Annotated in this window: 18 protein-coding genes and 1 pseudogene; 5 read left to right on the top strand and 14 right to left on the bottom strand. The window is 68.0% G+C overall.

Annotation, left to right across the window (positions count from 1 at the left end; genetic code table 11):
• Positions 1-302 precede the first annotated feature (302 nt).
• Positions 303-2651, top strand: coding sequence for a protease pro-enzyme activation domain-containing protein (locus SB771_RS18640; protein WP_244096793.1), 2349 nt, complete (start codon positions 303-305; stop codon positions 2649-2651).
• A gap of 118 nt (positions 2652-2769) precedes the next feature.
• Here SB771_RS18640 and SB771_RS18635 read toward each other — a convergent pair whose 3' ends face one another.
• The 5 genes from SB771_RS18635 to SB771_RS18615 all read right to left on the bottom strand — a co-directional run bounded on the left by SB771_RS18635 (position 2770) and on the right by SB771_RS18615 (position 8217).
• A complete protein-coding gene (locus SB771_RS18635) occupies positions 2770-3876 on the bottom strand; it encodes an MraY family glycosyltransferase (RefSeq protein ID WP_012363239.1) in 1107 nt (368 codons plus the stop codon).
• 27 nt (positions 3877-3903) lie between these two features.
• Positions 3904-4926 (bottom strand): UDP-glucose 4-epimerase GalE, encoded by a 1023-nt coding sequence (gene galE, locus SB771_RS18630; protein WP_105831558.1) that lies wholly within the window; start codon positions 4924-4926, stop codon positions 3904-3906.
• A gap of 14 nt (positions 4927-4940) precedes the next feature.
• A complete protein-coding gene (locus tag SB771_RS18625; protein ID WP_175660947.1) occupies positions 4941-6077 on the bottom strand; it encodes a glycosyltransferase family 4 protein in 1137 nt (378 codons plus the stop codon).
• 62 nt (positions 6078-6139) lie between these two features.
• Positions 6140-6964: a glycosyltransferase gene (locus tag SB771_RS18620; RefSeq protein ID WP_175660948.1), complete on the bottom strand. Its 825-nt coding sequence runs from the start codon at positions 6962-6964 to the stop codon at positions 6140-6142.
• Positions 6961-8217 carry an oligosaccharide flippase family protein gene (locus tag SB771_RS18615; protein ID WP_126227281.1) on the bottom strand — a complete coding sequence of 419 codons (1257 nt, stop codon included), beginning with the start codon at positions 8215-8217 and terminating at the stop codon, positions 6961-6963. Before SB771_RS18615 ends, SB771_RS18620 begins: the two co-directional genes overlap by 4 nt.
• A gap of 242 nt (positions 8218-8459) precedes the next feature.
• Here SB771_RS18615 and SB771_RS18610 point away from each other — a divergent pair, with 242 nt between their 5' ends.
• The 4 genes from SB771_RS18610 to waaA all read left to right on the top strand — a co-directional run bounded on the left by SB771_RS18610 (position 8460) and on the right by waaA (position 13375).
• On the top strand, positions 8460-9854 hold the full coding sequence (locus SB771_RS18610) for a phosphomannomutase/phosphoglucomutase (RefSeq protein WP_012363244.1): 1395 nt from the start codon (positions 8460-8462) through the stop codon (positions 9852-9854).
• Between the two features lie 174 nt (positions 9855-10028).
• The gene (gene waaC / locus SB771_RS18605; protein ID WP_011656151.1) at positions 10029-11024 is read left to right on the top strand and encodes a lipopolysaccharide heptosyltransferase I; all 996 of its coding nucleotides are present in this window, start codon (positions 10029-10031) and stop codon (positions 11022-11024) included.
• Positions 11025-11085: 61 nt separating this feature from the next.
• Complete coding sequence (locus SB771_RS18600) at positions 11086-11970, top strand: Kdo hydroxylase family protein (RefSeq protein ID WP_175660949.1); 885 nt, start codon at positions 11086-11088, stop codon at positions 11968-11970.
• A gap of 37 nt (positions 11971-12007) precedes the next feature.
• On the top strand, positions 12008-13375 hold the full coding sequence (waaA, locus tag SB771_RS18595; protein ID WP_175660950.1) for a lipid IV(A) 3-deoxy-D-manno-octulosonic acid transferase: 1368 nt from the start codon (positions 12008-12010) through the stop codon (positions 13373-13375).
• Between the two features lie 60 nt (positions 13376-13435).
• On the opposite strand, the gene ureG is transcribed toward waaA, so the two are convergent.
• The 9 genes and pseudogenes from ureG to urtE form a co-directional block, all read right to left on the bottom strand.
• Entirely contained in the window at positions 13436-14083 is a 648-nt protein-coding gene (ureG, locus tag SB771_RS18590; RefSeq protein WP_011656154.1) for an urease accessory protein UreG, read from the bottom strand.
• A gap of 14 nt (positions 14084-14097) precedes the next feature.
• The gene (locus tag SB771_RS18585; protein WP_175660951.1) at positions 14098-14778 is read right to left on the bottom strand and encodes an urease accessory protein UreF; all 681 of its coding nucleotides are present in this window, start codon (positions 14776-14778) and stop codon (positions 14098-14100) included.
• A complete protein-coding gene (ureE, locus tag SB771_RS18580; protein ID WP_175764168.1) occupies positions 14765-15385 on the bottom strand; it encodes an urease accessory protein UreE in 621 nt (206 codons plus the stop codon). The genes SB771_RS18585 and ureE overlap by 14 nt, the downstream gene beginning before the upstream one ends.
• Before the next feature lie 17 nt (positions 15386-15402).
• Positions 15403-17109 carry an urease subunit alpha gene (gene ureC / locus SB771_RS18575; protein ID WP_011656157.1) on the bottom strand — a complete coding sequence of 569 codons (1707 nt, stop codon included), beginning with the start codon at positions 17107-17109 and terminating at the stop codon, positions 15403-15405.
• A gap of 29 nt (positions 17110-17138) precedes the next feature.
• Positions 17139-17444 (bottom strand): urease subunit beta, encoded by a 306-nt coding sequence (locus tag SB771_RS18570; protein ID WP_012363251.1) that lies wholly within the window; start codon positions 17442-17444, stop codon positions 17139-17141.
• 14 nt (positions 17445-17458) lie between these two features.
• The gene (gene ureA / locus SB771_RS18565) at positions 17459-17761 is read right to left on the bottom strand and encodes an urease subunit gamma (RefSeq protein WP_006406310.1); all 303 of its coding nucleotides are present in this window, start codon (positions 17759-17761) and stop codon (positions 17459-17461) included.
• A 245-nt stretch (positions 17762-18006) separates the two neighbouring features.
• Positions 18007-18882 (bottom strand): urease accessory protein UreD, encoded by an 876-nt coding sequence (locus SB771_RS18560; protein WP_175660953.1) that lies wholly within the window; start codon positions 18880-18882, stop codon positions 18007-18009.
• 204 nt (positions 18883-19086) lie between these two features.
• Positions 19087-19176 (bottom strand): annotated as a pseudogene (locus SB771_RS18555) (ABC transporter ATP-binding protein); the annotation flags it as partial.
• 18 nt (positions 19177-19194) lie between these two features.
• Positions 19195-19887 (bottom strand): urea ABC transporter ATP-binding subunit UrtE, encoded by a 693-nt coding sequence (gene urtE, locus SB771_RS18550; RefSeq protein WP_006752107.1) that lies wholly within the window; start codon positions 19885-19887, stop codon positions 19195-19197.
• Positions 19888-19890 lie beyond the last annotated feature (3 nt).

The raw sequence follows: 19890 nt of genomic DNA, 5'->3' as shown, positions 1-19890 counted from the left end.
CGCACCGCCGCGTGCGTGCGTCGCTGTCCCCCAAAAGCGCCCGTGAGGCGCTTTTTTTATTCCGTGCCGCGGGTCGGGCCGGTATCGGCTGTGGCACGCGCGTGGCGCCACCGTGTCGCTCGGGCGCGTGAATCGGCCCCTTCCCGTTCCCCCCCATCGATTGGCCGCATTCATTTGACTACCGGCCGAATACTTCCTATGTTTCCCTCAAGGTTGCCGTGCGATTGCCGTAAAAGAACGAAAAGCCAAATACGAGATCTACGGTCCATACCAATCCAATGAAGCAGCATATTGCAAGGGGAATGAGCGCGGCCCTCATGGTGTTCGCGCTTGCGGGGTGCGGCGGGGACGATAGTCCGACGGCCGCTGCTACCAATGTCGCTGCGCAGACGGGCAAAGTGTCCGCACTGCGCGCCACGGGCAACGTGGTGAGCGCGGCGCCAATGAGCGCGACGGCGCCGATCCATGTCGCGCTCGTGCTCAAACTCAACGACGAAGGCGCGTTGCATCGTTTCGTGCAGGATGCGCGAACGCCCGGCAGCGCCAGTTTCGGCGCCGTGCTGACCTCCGCGCAGATCGCCGCGCGATACACGCCCTCCGCCGGCCAGGTCGCCACCGTGAAGGCCTATCTGCAAAGTAAGGGCTTCACGAACATCAACGTCGCCGGCAACAACATGATCGTCGAGGCGGACGCGCCGGCAGGCGTGGTCTCCGGCGTGTTCCAGACGACCCTGGTACCGGTCGCGATGGCGGACGGCACCAGCGCCCATATCAACACCGCCCCGGAGACGCTGCCCGATGCGCTCGGCGGGGTCGTTCAATCGGTACTGGGGCTGGATACGGCGACCCGCCTCCATCCGCATTTCGTTCGCGCCTCGCTTTCGGCGGCGGCGCCGCAAGCGAATGCGTCGCCGACAACCGCGGCCGTGACGGTCGCGCATAGTCCGACGGACTTTCCCGGCATCTATTCCGTGGGCAGTACGCCGACGGCAAGCAACATCACCGTGGGCATCATTGCGGAAGGCAATGTGACGCAGCCCGTCATCGACCTGGCCACCTTCGCAAGCAACCACCAGTTGCCTCCCGTACCCGTTTCGGTGATCAACGTCGGCTCGCCAAGCGCCGACACCAGCGCGAACACCGAATGGTCGCTCGATAGTCAGACCATCGTCGGGATGTCCGGCGGCGTCAGGCAACTCAATTTCTATGTCGCGCCATCGTTCGCGTGGAGCAACATGGCGCTCGCGATCAATCGGGCCGTGACCGACAACACCGCGCGCGTCGTGAACATGTCGATCGGCGGTTGCGAGAACTGGGCGCCGACGGCCGCCATCGACACGCTGTTCGAGCTCGCCGTCGCGCAGGGACAGACGTTCGCGGTCAGCTCCGGGGATTCGGGCAGTGTTGCATACGGCTGCAGCGGCACGTCGGTGCAATACCCGGCGACTTCCCCCTACGTGGTAGCCGTGGGCGGCACATCGCTTTATACGAACGGCAACGGCAGCTACGCGGGCGAGACCGCGTGGGACGGCAGCGGCGGCGGCATCAGCGGCATCGAGCCGATTCCGTCGTGGCAGTCGAACGTTCCGGCGCTCAAGGGCCGTTTCTTCCGAGGCATGCCGGACATCGCGTTCGACGCCGATCCGTACAGCGGTGCACAGGTCGTCGTCGGTGGGCAACTCCAGATCGTGGGCGGGACGAGCCTGTCCGCGCCACTGTTTGCCGCGACCTGGGCGCGCATGCTGTCCGGTGGTTGCGCGGCCAGCCTCGGTTTCGCGGCGCCCACGCTGTACAGCGCACAGGCGACGACCCCCTCCATCTTTCGCGATGTCACCAACGGGTCGAACGGTGCATACAGTGCGGGTTCGGGATGGGATTTCGTGACCGGCTGGGGCACGCCGAACGTCAGCGCGCTGCATTCGGCGATATGCGTGCCGACCTCGCCGATCTATGGCGGCGAGGTAACCGAAGGCACGACGCTCAGGCCGTCGCAAATCGTGTACTCGGCGTCAGGAAGTCATCGACTGGCCATGCAGGATGACGGCAACCTGGTGCTGTACAACACGGCCAACGGCGCCGCGGTGTGGAATTCGGGGACCAACGGAAATGCCGGTGCCTATGCCGTGTTCCAGACCGACGGCAACTTCGTGATCTACAGCGTGAGCGGCAAGCCATTGTGGTTCTCGTCGACCAACGGCGCCACCTTCGGCCATAGGCTCTCCGTGCAGGACGACGGCAACATGGTGATCTACCGGGTGTCCGTGCCGGTATTTGCCACGTCGACTTCCGCGGCGGGCATGGCGAATTCATCGAGCGGCCCGGCCGTCTGGAACGGTGGCATGACGCTGAGCAGCGGCCAGAGCCTGACTTCAGGCAACGGCGCGAACGTGCTCGTCATGCAGGGCGACGGGAATCTGGTGCTGCTTCGCCAGGGCGTGCCGCAGTGGAGTTCGCGTACTTACAATCACCCAGGTGCGTATGCGACGATGCAAGGGGATGGCAATCTGGTCGTCTACAGTTCCGCGGGTGCTCCGCTCTGGTATTCCGGCACCAGTGGAAATCCGGGGGCGACCACGTATTTGCAGGACGACGGAAACATCGTGATCTATGCGCGGATACCGAGCTGGAGCTCGAATACCGCGGGAAGCTAGCAGTTCGTTGGTCGAGTCGCCGGGGCGCCGTCATTGATCCAGTCGGCAACGGCGACTCATCCGTCATCGGGGCCACGCGTCGTCGCGTGAACCGGCAACACGCCGGTCATCCACCCCCTCAATGCCCGCGCCTTTCCTTCCTCACGACCATCCACCTAGGCACCTTGAACCTTACGATGCTGAGATAAAGCCACACATAAGTGAGCGCGAATAGCACGACGAACACGAACAGGTGCACGGTGTGCCGCCAGAACAGCGTCGCGGGAATCACCGCGACGAGGCACAGCAGCCAGAGATAGGGTGACGTCAGCGAATTCCGCCGGGTGAGATCATGCGCATGCTTGGTGCCGACGGCCCAGCGCATCAGCCGCTTGTACACGAGCATGTGCAGGTGCACGCCATCCGGAATCCCAGGCGACATCCCGCGGATGAACTTCTTCCGGTAGATCGAGAAGCAAGTCTCGAAGATCGGATACATGAACAGCAGCACCGGATACCACGCGGACACTTCGCGGTTGCGCATCACCAGCATGATCGCGAGTTCGGCGAGCATGAAGCCGATGAAATACGCGCCACCGTCGCCGAGGAAAATCAGCCCGGCCGGGAAATTCCACAGAAAGAAGCCGAGCACGGCGCCCATCATGATGATCGACGCGGACATCACGACCGGATCGTTGACATGAAACGCGACGTACGCAAGCGACGCGAACATCATGAAGCTGACCATCGACGCGAGCCCGTTGAAGCCGTCGATGATGTTGATCGCGTTCGCCAGCGCCGCGACCGCGAGCACGGTGATGAAAGCCGAAATGGCGACGTAGTGGAGCAGGAAGTCGAGAGGCGGCACGCTGATGCGCGTGACCGCGATGTTCAGCAGCCAGAACGCCAGCGCGGCGGCGCCCATCGTGCACAGCAGCCGCGCGCGCGGCGACACGCGCTTGGTCAGGTCCTCGACGAGCCCTGACAGGAACGCCGGCAGCCCGCACGCGACGATCCCGAGAATGCTGCCGGAGATCGTCGGGTAGCGCCGGGACAGCACCAGCGCGGCAACGACGACGCCGGCGAGGATCCCGATGCCCCCGACGCGCGGCACCGGCCGCACGTGGAATTTCTGCACGCCGGCCAGGTCGCTGTCGATCGAGAATTTCTCGTGCAGATGCGCATAACGCACGATGAACAACGTGACGAGCAGGGAGACGATGAAGCCGGACGCGAAGCTGAGCATGGGATCGCTCGAAAAATGGACAGCGGATTATACAAAACCGCGCGGGTTCGCCTCCTGCCATTTCCAGTGGTCGGCACACATCTCGTCGATTCCGAGCGTCGCGCGCCAGCCGATGAGGTCGGCGGCGGCCTGCGGATTCGCGTAGCACTCGGCGATGTCGCCCGGGCGGCGCGCGACGAGTTCGTACGGCACCGGGCGGCCCGACGCCTTCTCGAACGCGCGCACGACTTCCAGCACGCTGTAGCCCTGGCCGGTGCCGAGGTTCACGACGAAGCTCGCGTCGCGCGTCGCGAGCGCGTCGAGCGCGGCGATGTGCCCCTTCGCGAGATCGACGACGTGGATGTAGTCGCGCACGCCGGTGCCGTCCGGCGTCGGGTAGTCGGAGCCGAACACGCGCAGCTTCTCGAGCTTGCCGACCGCGACCTGCGCGACGTACGGCATCAGGTTGTTCGGGATGCCGGCCGGATCCTCGCCGATCAGCCCGCTCGCATGCGCGCCGACCGGGTTGAAGTAGCGCAGCGTCGCAATGCGCCACGACGGGTCCGATACCTCGAGATCGCGCAGGACCTGCTCGGCCATCAGCTTCGACTGGCCGTACGGGTTGGTCGCGGACAGCGGGAACGATTCGTCGATCGGCGAGCGCTCGGGCACGCCGTACACGGTCGCCGACGAGCTGAACACGAACTGCCTGACATTGCGCTCGCGCATCACCTTGAGCACGGTCAGCAAGCCGCCGATGTTGTTCTGGTAGTACTCGAGCGGCTTCGCGACCGATTCGCCAACCGCCTTGAGCGCCGCGAAATGGATCGTGCCGGTGATCGGATGCGCGTCGAACACCTTCGCGAGCGCGGCTTCGTCGCACACGTCGACCTGGTGGAACGCGGGCGTCCTGCCCGTGATCTTCTCGATGCGCCGCACGGACTCGGCCTTGCTGTTGACGAGGTTGTCGACGATCACGACATCGTAGCCGTTGTCGAGCAGCTCGACGGCCGTGTGCGAGCCGATGTAGCCCGCACCGCCGGTAACGAGGATGGTGCCTTTAGCGGTCATGCTGATGCGCTCCTTCAGAGTGTGATGCCGGTCAATGTATGAATGGTCTGCCGGTAACGTTCGACGACCTGCTGCTCGTCGAATTCCTCGGCCACCTTGCGGCGGCCGCGCGCGCCCATCGCGTCGCGTCCGCCACTCCCGAGTTCGATCATGCGGACCAACTGCTCCGCGAGGCTCGCGCTGTCGCGCACGCGGCACAGGAAGCCGGTTTCGCCGTCGGCGACCACGTCGCGGCAGCCCGGCACGTCGGTCGCGACGATCGGGCGGCCCATCGCGGACGCTTCCATCAGCGTGCGCGGCACGCCTTCGCGGTACGACGGCAGCACGACGCAGTCGGCCGCCGCGATGTGCGGGCGCACGTCGTGCGCCTCGCCGAGATACTCGACCACGCCTTCGCTAACCCACGCGTCGACGTCCGCGCGGCTGATCGCGCTCGGGTTGTCGACGCCGAGCGGGCCGAGCAGCTGGAAGCGCGCGTCCGGATAGCGTGCACGCACCACGCGCGCGGCCTCGACATACTCGCGCACGCCCTTGTCCCACAGCAGCCGGCCGATCAGGATGAACACCGGGCCGTTGCCGCCGGGCAGCGGCACCGGCGCGAACTGGTCGAGATCGACGCCTTCGCCGTGCAGCAGCCGCGCGCGATCCGGGTGCGCGAGCAACTGCTCGTCGGTGAAAGTCGCGAGATCGTCGCGGTTCAGGAACCAGACTTCGCGCGGGAAGCGGAACGCGAACCGGTACAGGCGTTTCGCGACGCTCGCCGCGCGGCTTTTCTGGATGAACACGTAGCCGAGGCCGGTGGTGACCGCGATTGACGGCACGCGCGCGAGCCACGCGGCGACCGATCCGTAGATGTTCGGCTTGATCGTGTAATGAAACACGAGCGCGGGCCGCAGCGCGCGGTAATGGCGCACCAGCGCGGCGAGCGTGCCGAGATCCTCGCGCGGGCTCGTGCCTTTCGACGCGACGGCGAGCGCGACGTAGCGGCAGCCCATCTGCTCGAGCAGCGGCACCGTGCGGTCGTGCGGCGCGATTACGACGACCTCGGCGCCGCGCGCGACGAGCGCACGGATCAGCCCGTGGCGGTACGTATAGATCGCCCAGGCCGTGTTGCAGACGAGCGCGATGCGCAGCGAGGAGGTAGCGGACATGAAAATAAAGAAAAAATAAAGCGTCGAAAATGCCGGGTGTGAACAGACCGCGTGAACAGACCCTAAGCGGACGGCCGCGCCGCGAACAGCGTCTGCTTGATCCGCTGCAGCGTACGGTACGGCGTCACGAAATGCAGCAGGTTCTTGGCGAGACCGGCCCAGTCGTACGGGTTCAGCGCGTTGAAGTGACGCAGCAGCAGCGACAGCGTCGAAATCAGCTGGCGGCGGCGCCGGGTCGCGCTGATCCCGCCCTCGTTGAGCTCGTAGTAGAGGCCGAGCTCGGGCAGGTTCGCGCAATCGTAGCGTTGCATTAACCGTAAAAAAAGATCGAGATCCTCGGCCGCACGGTACTTCGCGCGGTAGTTGCCGACTTCGCGCACCGCGTCGATGCGCAGCATGACCGACGGATGCACGAGCGGCGAGCGCAGGAAGCGCGTGCGGCGCAGCATGCGCGGATCGGCCGGCGGCGTCAGCATGAAGCGCGGCTCGCCGGCGCGCGACACGACCTGGGTCCACATGCCGACGCAAGCCACGCGCGGATGGGCGTCGAGATACGCGCGCTGTTTCGCGAGCCGCCGCGGCGCGGCGAGGTCGCCGGCGTCGATGCGGGCCGCATAGCGGAAGCCGCGCGCCGCGAGCGCGTCGATGCCGGCCTTGAGCGCGCGCTCGATGCCGCCGTTTTGCGGCATGCGCAGCACGTCGATCGTGAGGCCCGGCAGTTCCGGCGCGACGATCGGCGGCGTGCTGCCGTCATCGACGATCAGCACGTGCACCGGCGCGTCCTCGCTGAACGACGCGAGGGTGCGGGCGACGTCGTCGTGCCCGTTGTAGGCCGGCATGAGCACGGCCACGTCGTCGAGCGGGAGCGGGCAATCGGGAGACGTCATGGGCGCAGCCTGAAACGAATGTAATAAAAATTAACGGCGATGGCGGCGACATAGCCGGCCGCCAGCCCGACGAGCGCCCCGTACAGGCCGAGCCGGGGGATGGCGAACACGTTGACGAGCGCGGCGATCGCGAGCGCGAGCACCCATTTCGCCAGCAACACGAATTTTGCTTGATATTTGAGAACGATAAGATTGCCTATCGCCTCGATGCCGGCCGGCACGGACAGCCAGACGGCCCAGCGGAAGATGTCGACCGACGCCTCGTAGCCGTGGCCGAACACCTTGCCGACGATGAGCGGTGCGGCCGCGTCGAGCACCAGCGCGCCGGCCGTCATCAGGCCGGCGGTCATCGCGGTCAGCCGGACGATGTTGCGGCGCAGCCGCGCGACGTCCTGCACGCGGTACACGAACGCGGGCGCGATGGTCTGCGCGAGCATCAGCGCGAGCGTGATCCAGTTCTCGTTGAGCTGCTGGGCCGCCGCGTAGCGGCCGAGGTCGGCGAACGACACGTGACGCTCGAGCATCAGACGATCGAGCTTCAGGAACAGGTACATGCAGATCAGGCCGAGCCAGAACACGGTGCCCGCGGTGGCGAAGTGCCTGAACAGCGGTTTGTCGAACGTCCAGCCGAGCGTGCCGCCGTTACGATGGCGGTAGTACAGCACGAGCGCGAAGCCGATCGCGGCGGCCTCCAGCGCCCACAGCCACGCGAAGCGGGCAGGGCCGGCGGCCGCGCGCACCAGCAGCCAGACGAGCAGCGCCTTCGCCAGCGCGGTGACCATGCTGGTCATGAGCTGCGGCTTGCTGTAGGTCATGCTCTGCAGCCATGCGTTGATCACGCCGACGAACGGCTCGCGGAACACCATCGTGACCGCGAGGCCCGCGAGCATCGCGCCGACGAGCGGGTCGAACGCGCCGGCGCCGATCGCGATCCAGGTCGCGACGAGCGCGACGGCGGACACGCCGATGCGCAGCGCGAACGCGCTGCCGAGCACCGCGCCGAGTTGCGCGGGCGGGCGCTGGACGATGGTCGGAACCAGGATTTCGGCGCCGCACACCCAGGTGAGCGGCGCCAGTACGAGGAGAAGCGTATTCGCATACTGCCATTTGCCGAACACGTCCGGCCCGAAATAACGGGCCAGAAGGCCGCTGATCGCGATCGCGACGCCGATCTGCGTAAGCCGTTCGAGCCCGAGCCAGACGAGATTCGCGACGGCCTTCGCGACGTCCGGATTGCCGAATCGCTTCAGCATGCGGGGCGCCCACACGCGCTGGCGGTGGCCGGCAGGGGGCCAGGAGGCGGGAGGTTGGCGGCAGCGGAACGGCTAGGCATTAAAATGGACAGAATGCGCGTCATCAAAACCCGCGATTATAAGTTGGATCGCGGCCGCACCAGCCGCCCGGCTCCTTGTCGCGCAAGGCCCGCATGTATGATGCCGGGCACGCGCGAAAGGCGGCCAGATTATTTTCCATGCACGCAACCGAGAGAGAATCGATGATCTCCCAATCCATCTTCAAGGCATATGACATTCGCGGTGTGGTCGGCAAGACGCTCGACGCCGACACGGCGCGCGGGATCGGCCGGGCATTCGGCAGCGAAGTGCGCGCCCAGGGCGGCGACGCGGTCGTCGTCGCGCGCGACGGCCGCCTGTCGGGGCCCGAACTCGTCGGCGCACTCGCCGATGGCCTGCGTGCGGCCGGTGTCGACGTCGTCGACGTCGGCATGGTGCCCACGCCGGTCGGCTATTTCGCGGCGAGCGTGCCGCTTGCACTGAAGGGCGGCGAACGCCGCGTCGATTCGTGCATCGTCGTCACGGGCAGCCACAACCCGCCCGACTACAACGGCTTCAAGATGGTGCTGCGCGGCGCCGCGATCTACGGCGAGCAGATCCAGGCGCTGTACCGCCGCATCGTCGACGAGCGTTTCGAAACGGGCAGCGGCACGTTCGAGGAATTCGACGTCGCGGACCAGTACATCGCGCGCATCGTCGGCGACGTGAAGCTCGCGCGCCCGCTGAAGCTCGTCGTGGACGCCGGCAACGGCGTCGCGGGCCCGCTCGCGACGCGCCTGTTCAAGGCGCTCGGCTGCGAACTCGTCGAGCGCTTCACCGACATCGACGGCACGTTCCCGAACCACCACCCCGATCCCGCGCATCCGGAAAACCTGCAGGACGTGATCCAGGCGCTGAAGGACACCGACGCCGAACTCGGCTTCGCGTTCGACGGCGACGGCGACCGCCTGGGCGTCGTCACGAAGGACGGCCAGATCATCTACCCGGACCGCCAGCTGATGCTGTTCGCGGAGGAAGTGCTGTCGCGCAATCCGGGCGCGCAGATCATCTACGACGTGAAGTGCACGCGCCATCTCGCGCAGTGGGTGAAGGCGAAGGGCGGCGAGCCGCTGATGTGGAAGACGGGCCATTCGCTCGTGAAGGCGAAGCTGCGCGAGACGGGTGCGCCGCTCGCCGGCGAGATGAGCGGCCACGTGTTCTTCAAGGACCGCTGGTACGGCTTCGACGACGGCCTCTACACGGGCGCGCGCCTGCTGGAGATCCTCGCGAAGACGGCCGATCCGAGCGCGCTGCTGAACGGCTTGCCGGACGCGATGAGCACGCCCGAGCTGCAGCTCTGGCTCGACGAAGGCGAGAACTTCCGCCTGATCGACAAGCTGCAGAAAGAGGCGAAGTTCGACGGTGCAGAGGAAGTCGTGACGATCGACGGCCTGCGCGTCGAGTATCCGGACGGTTTCGGCCTCGCGCGTTCGTCGAACACGACGCCGGTCGTCGTGATGCGGTTCGAATCGGAGACCAAGGAAGGGCTCAAGCGCATTCAGGAGGACTTCCGCCGCGTGCTGACGGCCGCGAAGCCGGACGTCAAGCTGCCGTTCTGAACCCCGGCGGCCTGCGGGCCGCCGCCGGCGCGACGCTCGAACGAGCCGTCGCGCCATCCCCGAAAAGCGGCGCACGCTCACGCGTGCGGCCGCTTTTTGTCTGTCTGACGTCCCGGGCGCGATAAAATCGCGTCTTTATGCCTGTCGCCGGCTATCCGCCGGCGTTTTTTCAGCGTGCAAAAGATCCTGATCGTGCGCGTGTCGTCGCTGGGCGACGTCGTGCACAACATGCCGGTGATCGCCGATATCCGGCGCCGCCACCCCGATGCGCAGATCGACTGGCTCGTCGAGGAGAGCTTCGTCGACCTCGTGCGGCTCGTCGACGGCGTGCGCAACGTGCTGCCGTTCTCGCTGCGCCGCTGGCGCAAGAAGCCGCTCTCGGGCGCGACGTGGCGCGAGATCCGCGCGTTCCGCAAGCGGCTCGTGGCCGAGCAGTACGACCTCGTGATCGACTGCCAGGGTCTGATCAAGACGGCCTGGGTCGCGAGCTGGGCGCGCGGCCCGCTCGCCGGCCTCGGCAACCGCACCGACGGCGCCGGCTACGAATGGCCGGTGCGCTTCTTCTATCGCCAGCGCGTGCCGATCGCGCCGCGCACGCACGTGGTCGAGCGCTCGCGCCAGCTGGTCGCGGCCGCGCTGGGCGACCCGGCGCCGACGCCGGCCGATCCGGTCGATTTCGGCCTCGATACGCGGGCGGCGGCGCTCGCGGTCGCGGCGCTGGGCCTGAACCTGCCGGTGCCGTACGTGGTGTTCGTGCATGCGACCTCGCGTGCCGACAAGCAGTGGCCGGACGCCGCATGGATCGAGCTCGGCCAGGCGCTCGTGCGGCGCGGCGCGTCGCTCGTGCTGCCGTGGGGCAACGATGCGGAGCGCGCGACCAGCGAGCGGCTCGCGAAGGAGTTCGGCGCGGCGGCGATCGTGCCGCCGAAGCTGTCGCTGCCGGCCGTCGTCGGGCTGATCGACGGCGCGGCCGCGACCGTCGGGGTTGATACAGGTCTGGTTCACATCGCGGCCGCGCTCAAGCGCCCGACGGTCGAACTGTACAATTTCGCAACGGCCTGGCGCACCGGTGGCTACTGGTCGCCGAACGTCGTCAATCTCGGCACGGCGGGGCAGCCGCCGTCGATCGCGCAGGTGAAGGCGGCGCTCGCGGGCTTCGGTCTGCTGTGATGCACGTCACGCCTGTCCTGTCTCTCCCGCCCCTCCTGCACGTCACGCACGCGAACCGATCATGAGCGAATCCCAGATCATCGAAGTCCCGTCCGCCGACTGGAGCGGACACAACCTGTCGGCGCCGCGCGAGCAGCTGCTGGCCGCGGTCGAGGAAGGCAAGGTGCTGTATTTCCCGCACCTGCGCTTCGCGATCGAAGGCGGCGAGGAAGCGCTGCTCGATCCGTTGCTCGCCGATCCGAAACGCAAGAACATCAGCCTCGCGCCGAACGGCGGCGTGCTCGCCGGCGTGCTCGGCGACAGCGTCACGCAGTCGGCCGTGCGCGCGCTCGTCGCGCGCTTCCAGCAGCAGGCCGGTACGCTCGTCGACGGTCTCTTTCCCGAATACCGCGGCAAGCTGCGCGTCGCGCCGACGAGCCTGCGGCTGATGCAGGTCGAGACGCGCCAGACGTCCTGGCGCAAGGACGACAGCCGGCTGCACGTCGACGCGTTCCCGTCGCGGCCGAACTACGGCGAGCGGATCCTGCGCGTGTTCACGAACGTGAACCCGGCCGGCCAGCCGCGCGTGTGGCGCGTCGGCGAGCCGTTCGAGGACGTCGCGAAGCGCTTCCTGCCGAAGATCCGGCCGCAGTTGCCGGGCTCGGCGTGGCTGCTGAACCTGCTGCACGTGACGAAGTCGCCGCGCAGCGCGTACGACCACCTGATGCTGAACCTGCACGACGGGATGAAGGCCGATCTCGATTACCAGAAAACCTGTCCGCAGCAGACGATGCCGTTTCCGCCCGGCAGCGTGTGGATATGTTTCTCGGATCAGACTTCGCACGCTGTGATGTCCGGCCAGTTCATGCTCGAGCAGACCTTCTTCCTGCCGGTCGACGCGATGGTGCGGCGCGAATGCGCGCCGCTGGGGATTCTCGAGCGCCTGACCGGCCGGGCGCTGGTTTGAGCGCGCCCCGCATTCTTCGCGGTGACGGAGCCCGTTCATGCTGAGGGCGATCTATCGCGCGCTTTGGTGGCTCGTCGCGCCGATCGCCGTGATCCGGCTCTTTGTGCGCTCGCGCAAGGAGCGCGGCTACCGCGAGCACATCGCCGAGCGCTTCGGCCAGGTCGCGGGCCGTTCGCCGGACGATCGCGCGCCGCTGATCTGGGTGCATGCGGTGTCGGTCGGCGAGACGCGCGCCGCGCAGCCGCTGATCGACGCGCTGATGCGTACGCGTCCCGACGCGCGCATCCTGCTCACGCACATGACGCCGAGCGGCCGCGCGACCGGCGAGCAGATCTTCGGCGACCGCGTGCTGCGCTGCTACCTGCCGTACGACATGCCGGGCGCGGTGCGGCGCTTCCTGCGCGCGTGGCGGCCGACGCTCGGCCTCGTGATGGAAACCGAGGTGTGGCCGACGCTGATCGACGAGTGCCGCCGCGCGGACGTGCCGCTCGTGCTGACCAACGCGCGGATGTCCGCGCGCTCGCATCGGCGCGCGGCGAAGTTCGGCGCGGCCACGCGCGACGTGTTCGGCGGTTTCTCGCGCGTGCTCGCGCAGAGCCCGGCCGATGCGGAGCGGCTGACGTCGCTCGGCGCGCGCAACGTGACGGTGCTAGGCAATCTGAAATTCGACATGACGACGCCGCCGGAGCTGGCCGCGCGCGGCCATGCATGGCGCGACGCGATCGGCACGCGGCCCGTGTGGGTCGCCGCCAGCACGCGCGAGAACGAGGAGGCGCTGGTGCTGCAGGCGTTCGCCGCGATGCGCACGCCGGGCGCGCTGCTGATCCTCGTGCCGCGCCATCCGCAGCGTTTCGGCGAAGTCGAGGCGCTCGTCGAGCGCAGCGGGCTCAAATGCGTGCGGCGTTCGGTGTGGGGGGCGGACGCGGCGGCGCTCGCGGCTGGCCGGCCCGCTGCGGCCGAGCCGTTGCCGGCTGACGTGACGGTGTTGCTCGGCGATTCGATGGGTGAGCTCGGCGCGTACTACGCGGCCGCCGACGTCGCGTTCATCGGCGGCAGCCTGCTGCCGCTCGGCGGGCAGAACCTGATCGAGGCATGCGCGGTCGGCGTGCCGGTGCTGATCGGCCCGCATGTGTTCAACTTCACGCAGGCGACCGCCGATGCGGTCGCGGCCGGCGCGGCGATGCAGGTCGCGGATCCGCTCGATCTCGCGCACGTGCTCGACGCGCTGTTCGCCGACAACGCGCGGCGCATCGCTATGGGCGCGGCGGGGGCCGCGTTCGCGGCGCGCCATCGCGGCGCGACCGCGCGCTCGGTCGACGTGCTCGCGGCGTTGCTGCCACCGGTCGAGCGCGGCGGCGGCGCGATGCGCGGCACAACCGACGCGTCGGAACCATCCGACGACTGAGCGGGCGGCGCGAAGCCGCCCTTGGGCAGGCGAGGCGGCAGCGGGCCGCCGCGCCGCCGCTCACACCGTCAGCAATCCTTTCTTCTCGATGAATGCGACGACGTCCGCGACGCCGTCGAGCGCCTTCAGGTTCGTCATCACGTAAGGCCGCTCGCCGCGCATCTTCTTGGTGTCGGACGCCATCACGTCGAGGTTCGCGCCGACGAGCGGCGCGAGATCGGTCTTGTTGATCACGAGCAGGTCGGACTTCGTGATCCCGGGGCCGCCCTTGCGCGGAATCTTCTCGCCGCCGGCGACGTCGATCACGTAGATCGTCAGGTCCGACAGCTCGGGGCTGAACGTCGCCGCGAGATTGTCGCCGCCCGATTCGATGAACACGATGTCGGCATCGGGAAAGCGCGACAGCATCCGGTCGACGGCTTCGAGATTGATCGACGCGTCCTCGCGGATCGCCGTGTGCGGGCAGCCACCCGTCTCGACGCCCATGATGCGTTCCTCGGGCAGCGCGCCCGCGACGGTCAGCAGGCGCTGGTCTTCCTTCGTATAGATGTCGTTCGTGATCGCGACGAGGTCGTAGCGCTCGCGCATCGCCTTGCACAGCATTTCGAGCAGCGTGGTCTTGCCGGAGCCGACCGGGCCGCCGATGCCGACGCGCAGCGGCGGCAGTTTCTTGGTGCGGCGGGCGGGGGAGAGTGCGGGTGCATTCATGGCGTAGGTCGGGTTCAGGAGCGGAACAACCGCGAATACTGGGTTTCGTGCCGCGCGGACAGGATGCCGAGCTGCGGCGCGAACGTGTTGACGGCGTCGGGCGGCGTGGCGAGCGCGCGGCGCACGGCCGCGTCGATCGCGCCGCGCAGCGCGACGATGATGCGTTGCCCGGCAAGCTGGCCGAGCGGCACCGCTTTCAGCGCGGCCGACGTCTGGTTTTCGACCCAGCCGAACGCGTACGCGGCGAGCACGGCATCGGCGCTCGCTTCGTGCGCGGCCGCCGCGTAGGCGAACGCGGTCGGCAGCGCGATCGGCGAAATCGTCGAGAGCGTCGCGCGGCGCGCGGCATCGCCCCATTCGAGCGACGTGCAGAGCTGCGCGAGCGACCAGCCCATCTGCTCGGTTTCGCGGCGCAGCTCCGCCGATTCACGGCTCGCGATGAACCACGCGTTCTCGCGCGCGAGCGCATCGGCGTCGTGAGCGTGCCAGCGTGCGAGCTGGTGCGCGAGAAACGGCAGTTCGCCGTGCGCGAGCACGTCGGTCAGCCCGCTCGCGATCCAGTCGCGCGCGGTGTCGGCGTCGCGGATCAGGTTCGCGTCGAGCGCGGCTTCGAATCCCTGCGAATAGCTGAATGCGCCGATCGGCAGCGCGGGCGACGCGAGATGCAGCAGCGCGACGAGCTCAGTGGTGGTCATGGCCGTGGTGCCCGTGCGTGCAGCCCGGACCATGCTGGTGATCGTGATCGTGATCGTGCGAGTGCGAGTGCGAGTGCGAGTGCGAGTGGCCGTGGTGCTCGCCGAATACCTGCTGCGCGAGCGCGTAATCCTCGGCGAACGTCGCATCATGTCCGTGCTTGTGGCCGCCGCCGTACGCACCGGCTTCCGGCTGGAACGGTGCGCTCGTGGGTTCGACCTGCGTGCCGAGCCGGCGCAGCATGTCCGCGAGCACCGGATCGGCTTCGAGCTTCAGGTAGCCGTCGCCGATCTCGACCGGCGTGTGACGGTTGCCGAGGTGATACGCGGCGCGCATCAGCGTGAGCGGATCGCCCGCGCGGACGAGCAGCACGGTCTCGGGCGCCGCGGCGATGCGCACGAGCGCGCCGTCGTCGGCGACGAGCACGTCGCCGTCGCGCAGCACGGTGCCGCGCGGCAGCAGGACCGCGACGTCCTCGCCGGTATCGAGCGTGGCCGCGAGGCGGCTCTTGCAGCGGGCGTCATAGGCGAGCGTGAGCGTCGGCGCGCGCGCGACGAGCGACGCGGCGAGCTTCACGTTCGGGGCAATGCGTTTGTCGAGGGTGCGCATGGAACGAAAACCGGAAATCAGAACAGGAAATAGCGCTGCGCCATCGGCAGCACCGACGCCGGCTCGCAGGTGAGCAACTGGCCGTCGGCGATCACGTCGTAGGTTTCGGGGTCGACGCTGATCGACGGGCGCCATGCGTTGTGGATCATGTCGGCCTTCGTCACGTTGCGGCAGTTGCGCACCGGCACGATGCGCTTCGCGAGCCCGTAGCGTTCGGCGATGCCCGCGTCGGCCGCCATCTGCGACACGAAGGTCAGCGACGTGCGCGCGAGCGCGCCGCCGCGGGTCGCGAACATCTCGCGGTAGTGGACCGGCTGCGGCGTCGGGATCGACGCGTTCGGGTCGCCCATCTGCGCGACCGCGATCATCCCGCCCTTCAGGATCATCGACGGCTTGATCCCGAAGAACGCCGGTTCCCACAGCACGAGGTCGGCCCACTTGCCGGGTTCGATCGACCCGACTTCATGCGCGATCCCGTGCGTGATCGCCGGGTTGATCGTGTACTTCGCGACGTAGCGTTTCGCGCGGAAGTTGTCGTTGCGGGCGCCGTCTTCCGGCAGCGCGCCGCGCTGCACCTTCATCTTGTGCGCGGTCTGCCAGGTGCGGATGATCACTTCGCCGACGCGGCCCATCGCCTGCGAATCCGACGACAGCATCGACAGTGCGCCGAGATCGTGCAGGATGTCCTCGGCCGCGATCGTCTCGCGGCGGATCCGCGATTCGGCGAACGCGAGATCCTCGGCGATCGACGGATCGAGGTGATGGCACACCATCAGCATGTCGAGATGCTCGTCGAGCGTGTTGATCGTGTACGGGCGCGTCGGGTTGGTCGACGACGGCAGCACGTTCGCCTCGCCGCACACCTTCAGGATGTCGGGTGCATGGCCGCCGCCCGCGCCTTCGGTGTGGTACGTGTGGATCGTGCGGCCCTTGAACGCGGCGACCGTCGATTCGACGAAGCCGGCTTCGTTCAGCGTGTCGGTGTGGATCGCGACCTGCGTGTCGGTGTCGTCGGCGACCGACAGGCAGTTGTCGATCGCGGCGGGCGTCGTGCCCCAGTCTTCATGCAGCTTCAGGCCGATCGCGCCGGCCGCGATCTGCTCGACGAGCGGCTGCGGCAGGCTCGCGTTGCCCTTGCCGAGGAAGCCGAGGTTGATCGGCCAGCCGTCGGCCGCCTGCAGCATCCGCTCCATGTGCCACGGGCCCGGCGTGCAGGTTGTCGCGTTGGTGCCGGTGGCCGGCCCCGTGCCGCCGCCGAGCATCGTCGTGACGCCCGACGCGAGCGCCTCGTCGATCTGCTGCGGGCTGATGAAATGGATGTGCGTGTCGATGCCGCCCGCGGTGACGATCAGCCCTTCGCCGGCGATCACTTCGGTCGCGGCGCCGATCGCGATCGTCACGCCGGGCTGGATGTCCGGGTTGCCGGCCTTGCCGATCGCGGCGATGCGGCCGTGCTTGATCGCGATGTCGGCCTTCACGATGCCCCAGTGATCGAGGATCACCGCGTTCGTGATGATCGTGTCGGGCACGTCGGCGGCCACGCGCTGCGACTGGCCCATCCCGTCGCGGATCACCTTCCCGCCGCCGAATTTCACTTCCTCGCCGTAGATCGTGTAGTCGCGTTCGATCTCGATCAAGAGTTCGGTATCGGCGAGCCGCACGCGGTCGCCCGTCGTCGGCCCGAACATTTCCGCGTACGCGCGGCGGCTCAAGCGTAATGTCATGGTGCTGTTCCTGAAGAGTGGGGCGCGGCTTACAGCGGCCCCATCACCTTGCCTTGAAAACCGTAGACGGCGCGCTCGCCGGCCAGCTCGACGAGCTCGACGGTGCGCGTCTGGCCCGGCTCGAAGCGCACGGCGGTGCCGGCCGCGATGTTGAGCCGGAAGCCGCGCGCGGCCGCGCGGTCGAACGACAGCGCGTCGTTGGCTTCGAAGAAGTGATAGTGCGAGCCGACCTGCACCGGCCGGTCGCCGGTGTTCGCGACGACGACCGTCAGCGTCGGGCGGCCTGCGTTCAGTTCGTGCTCGCCGTCGTCGGTGAGGATTTCGCCGGGGATCATGCGGGGGGCCTCGATCACGGAATCGGGTGGTGGACGGTCACGAGCTTGGTGCCGTCCGGAAAGGTCGCCTCGACCTGGATGTCGGGGATCATCTCCGGCACGCCATCCATCACGTCGTCGCGCGTGAGCAGCGTCGTGCCGTAGTGCATCACCTCGGCGACGGTCTTGCCGTCGCGCGCGGCTTCCATCAGCGCGGCGGTGATGAATGCGACCGCCTCCGGATAGTTGAGCTTCAGACCGCGCGCGCGACGGCGCTCGGCCAGCAGCGCCGCCGTGAAGATCAGCAGCTTGTCCTTTTCTCGGGGAGTCAGTTTCATGAAGGCAATCGTTCAGGAAAACGTAATTTTTTATCGGGGCGCGGGGTTCCGGCACAGGCGCGTGCGCGGGCCATCGTAGCACCGCGCGATTTTGCGTGCGTCGTGTATCCGTTATGTAAGACGCAAGGTGCGTGCCATGCCGATAAAACGTGCGGCGATGCGCGTTCGTGGTGCGCGATGCATGAATGGCGGGCAGCGCGGGCGACGGCGCTGCGCCGAAACGGTGCGCGCCGGGCGGCGCGCGTTCAGGTTTGCCAGAGGCGCAGCGGCCGCGCGTCGACGCCGTGCACGATCGGGCGCAGGTAAAGCCAGCAGTCGGCGAAATGACGCTGAAGCGCTTCCATCGAGGTCGACAGCGCGCGCACCAGCACGACGCCGGGCGTCACGCAGGTCGCGCCCGCGCGCAGCGTGTCGTCGAACGGCATCCGCGCGGCGAGCGCCTCGGCCAGTGCCGCATCGCACGCGGCGCCGGCGGCCCACAGCGTGCCGTACACCGGAAAGCCGGCGAGACCCTGCAACGCGCCGCGCAGCGGATCGCGCGCGTCGAGCAGCGCACGCTCGGTCCACAGCGGCCGTCCGTCGGCATCGACGAGTGCCGAGCGCGACGCGATGCGGCCGGCCGACCACGTTTCGCCGGCCGCCTGCCTGCCGAGTTGCGTCGCGTCCCAGCCGATCGCGCTCGCGCCTGCGCCGAGCGTCACCGTGAAGTCGAGCGCGGCGTGGGCCGCGTCGAAGAACAGGTTGTTCTGCGGCAGCCAGTCGAGCTTCGCGTGCGCGCCGACCGTGATGCCGATGCGTTGCGTTGCGTCGAGACCGTTCGACTTGTACCACTTGGTCGCACCGGGCGTCGTCAGCACCGCGTGCGTGCCGTCGCCGAGCGCAATGTCGATGTCGAGCCGATCGCCGCCCGCGACGCCGCCCGGCGGGTGAACGATGACCGCGTGGCAGATCGCGTCGCCCTCCGGATACAGCGGCCGCTGCACGCGCAGCGGGCCGTCGTGCAGCCGATGGACGAGCGTCGTGCGCGCGCCGTGCCGTTCGAAGCCGAGTTCGAGGCGACCGCGCCACGATTTGGCGACGGAGGGGCGGGACAGCGAGGCGTGAGAATCAGGGGCGGACATCGGTGCAAGGCAGGGGACGGGGCGCGGTGAACGAGGATGCTACCGCAACAATATACGCTTCGGCGCTCGCAGTGCAGGCTGACGCAACGCCGCTCGCAGGCCGTGCCGTTGCGCCGGCATGGGCCCGACATGCGCTGCTCGGCGAGGCGCCGGATCGATGCGTCGGAGCGGTAACCGCAAGCGTCGCCGCCCCGCGCCCGCCTGCTACACCGCGATCAGCTCGCGCACGCCGTTCGCCTCCATGTCCCGCGCATCGCCGCCCGCGACGATCTCGCCGCGGCTCATCACCCAATAGGGATCGGCGCCCGCCTGCTACACCGCGATCAGTTCGCGCACGCCGTTCGCTTCCATGTCCCGCGCATCGCCGCCCGCGACGACCTCGCCGCGGCTCATCACCCAGTAGTGGTCCGCGATCGAGCGCGCGAAGTCGTAGTACTGCTCGACGAGCAGCACGGTCATCTTCGATTCGTCGACGAGCTGGCGCAGCGTGCGCCCGATGTCCTGGATGATTGACGGCTGGATGCCCTCGGTCGGCTCGTCGAGGATCAGCAGCTGCGGCTCGCTCATCAGCGCGCGGCCGATCGCGAGCTGCTGCTGCTGGCCGCCCGACAGGTCGCCGCCGCGCCGTGCGCGCATGTCCTTCAGCACCGGGAACAGGTCGTAGATGCGGTCGGGCACCGACGACCGCGCCTTGCGGCTTGCCGCGCCGACGAGCAGGTTTTCCTCGACGGTCAGCCGCGGAAAGATGTCGCGGCCCTGCGGCACGTAGGCAAGCCCGGCCGCGACACGTGCATACGGCGGCAACGCGCCGAGCGGCGTGCCGCGCCACGACACGCTGCCGCTCTTCGCGGCGACGACGCCCATCAGGCAGCGCAGCAGCGTGCTCTTGCCGACGCCGTTGCGGCCGAGCAGCACGGTGAGCTTGCCGTCTTCGGCGGCGAGGTTCACGTTGCGCAGGATATGGCTGCCGCCGTAGTACTGGTTCAGTGCGTCGATTTTCAGCATCGC

Origin of the sequence: Burkholderia sp. SIMBA_051, assembly GCF_046534915.1 — a bacterium.
Lineage (GTDB): Bacteria > Pseudomonadota > Gammaproteobacteria > Burkholderiales > Burkholderiaceae > Burkholderia > Burkholderia ambifaria.
This window is presented reverse-complemented; position numbering and strand designations above follow the sequence as displayed.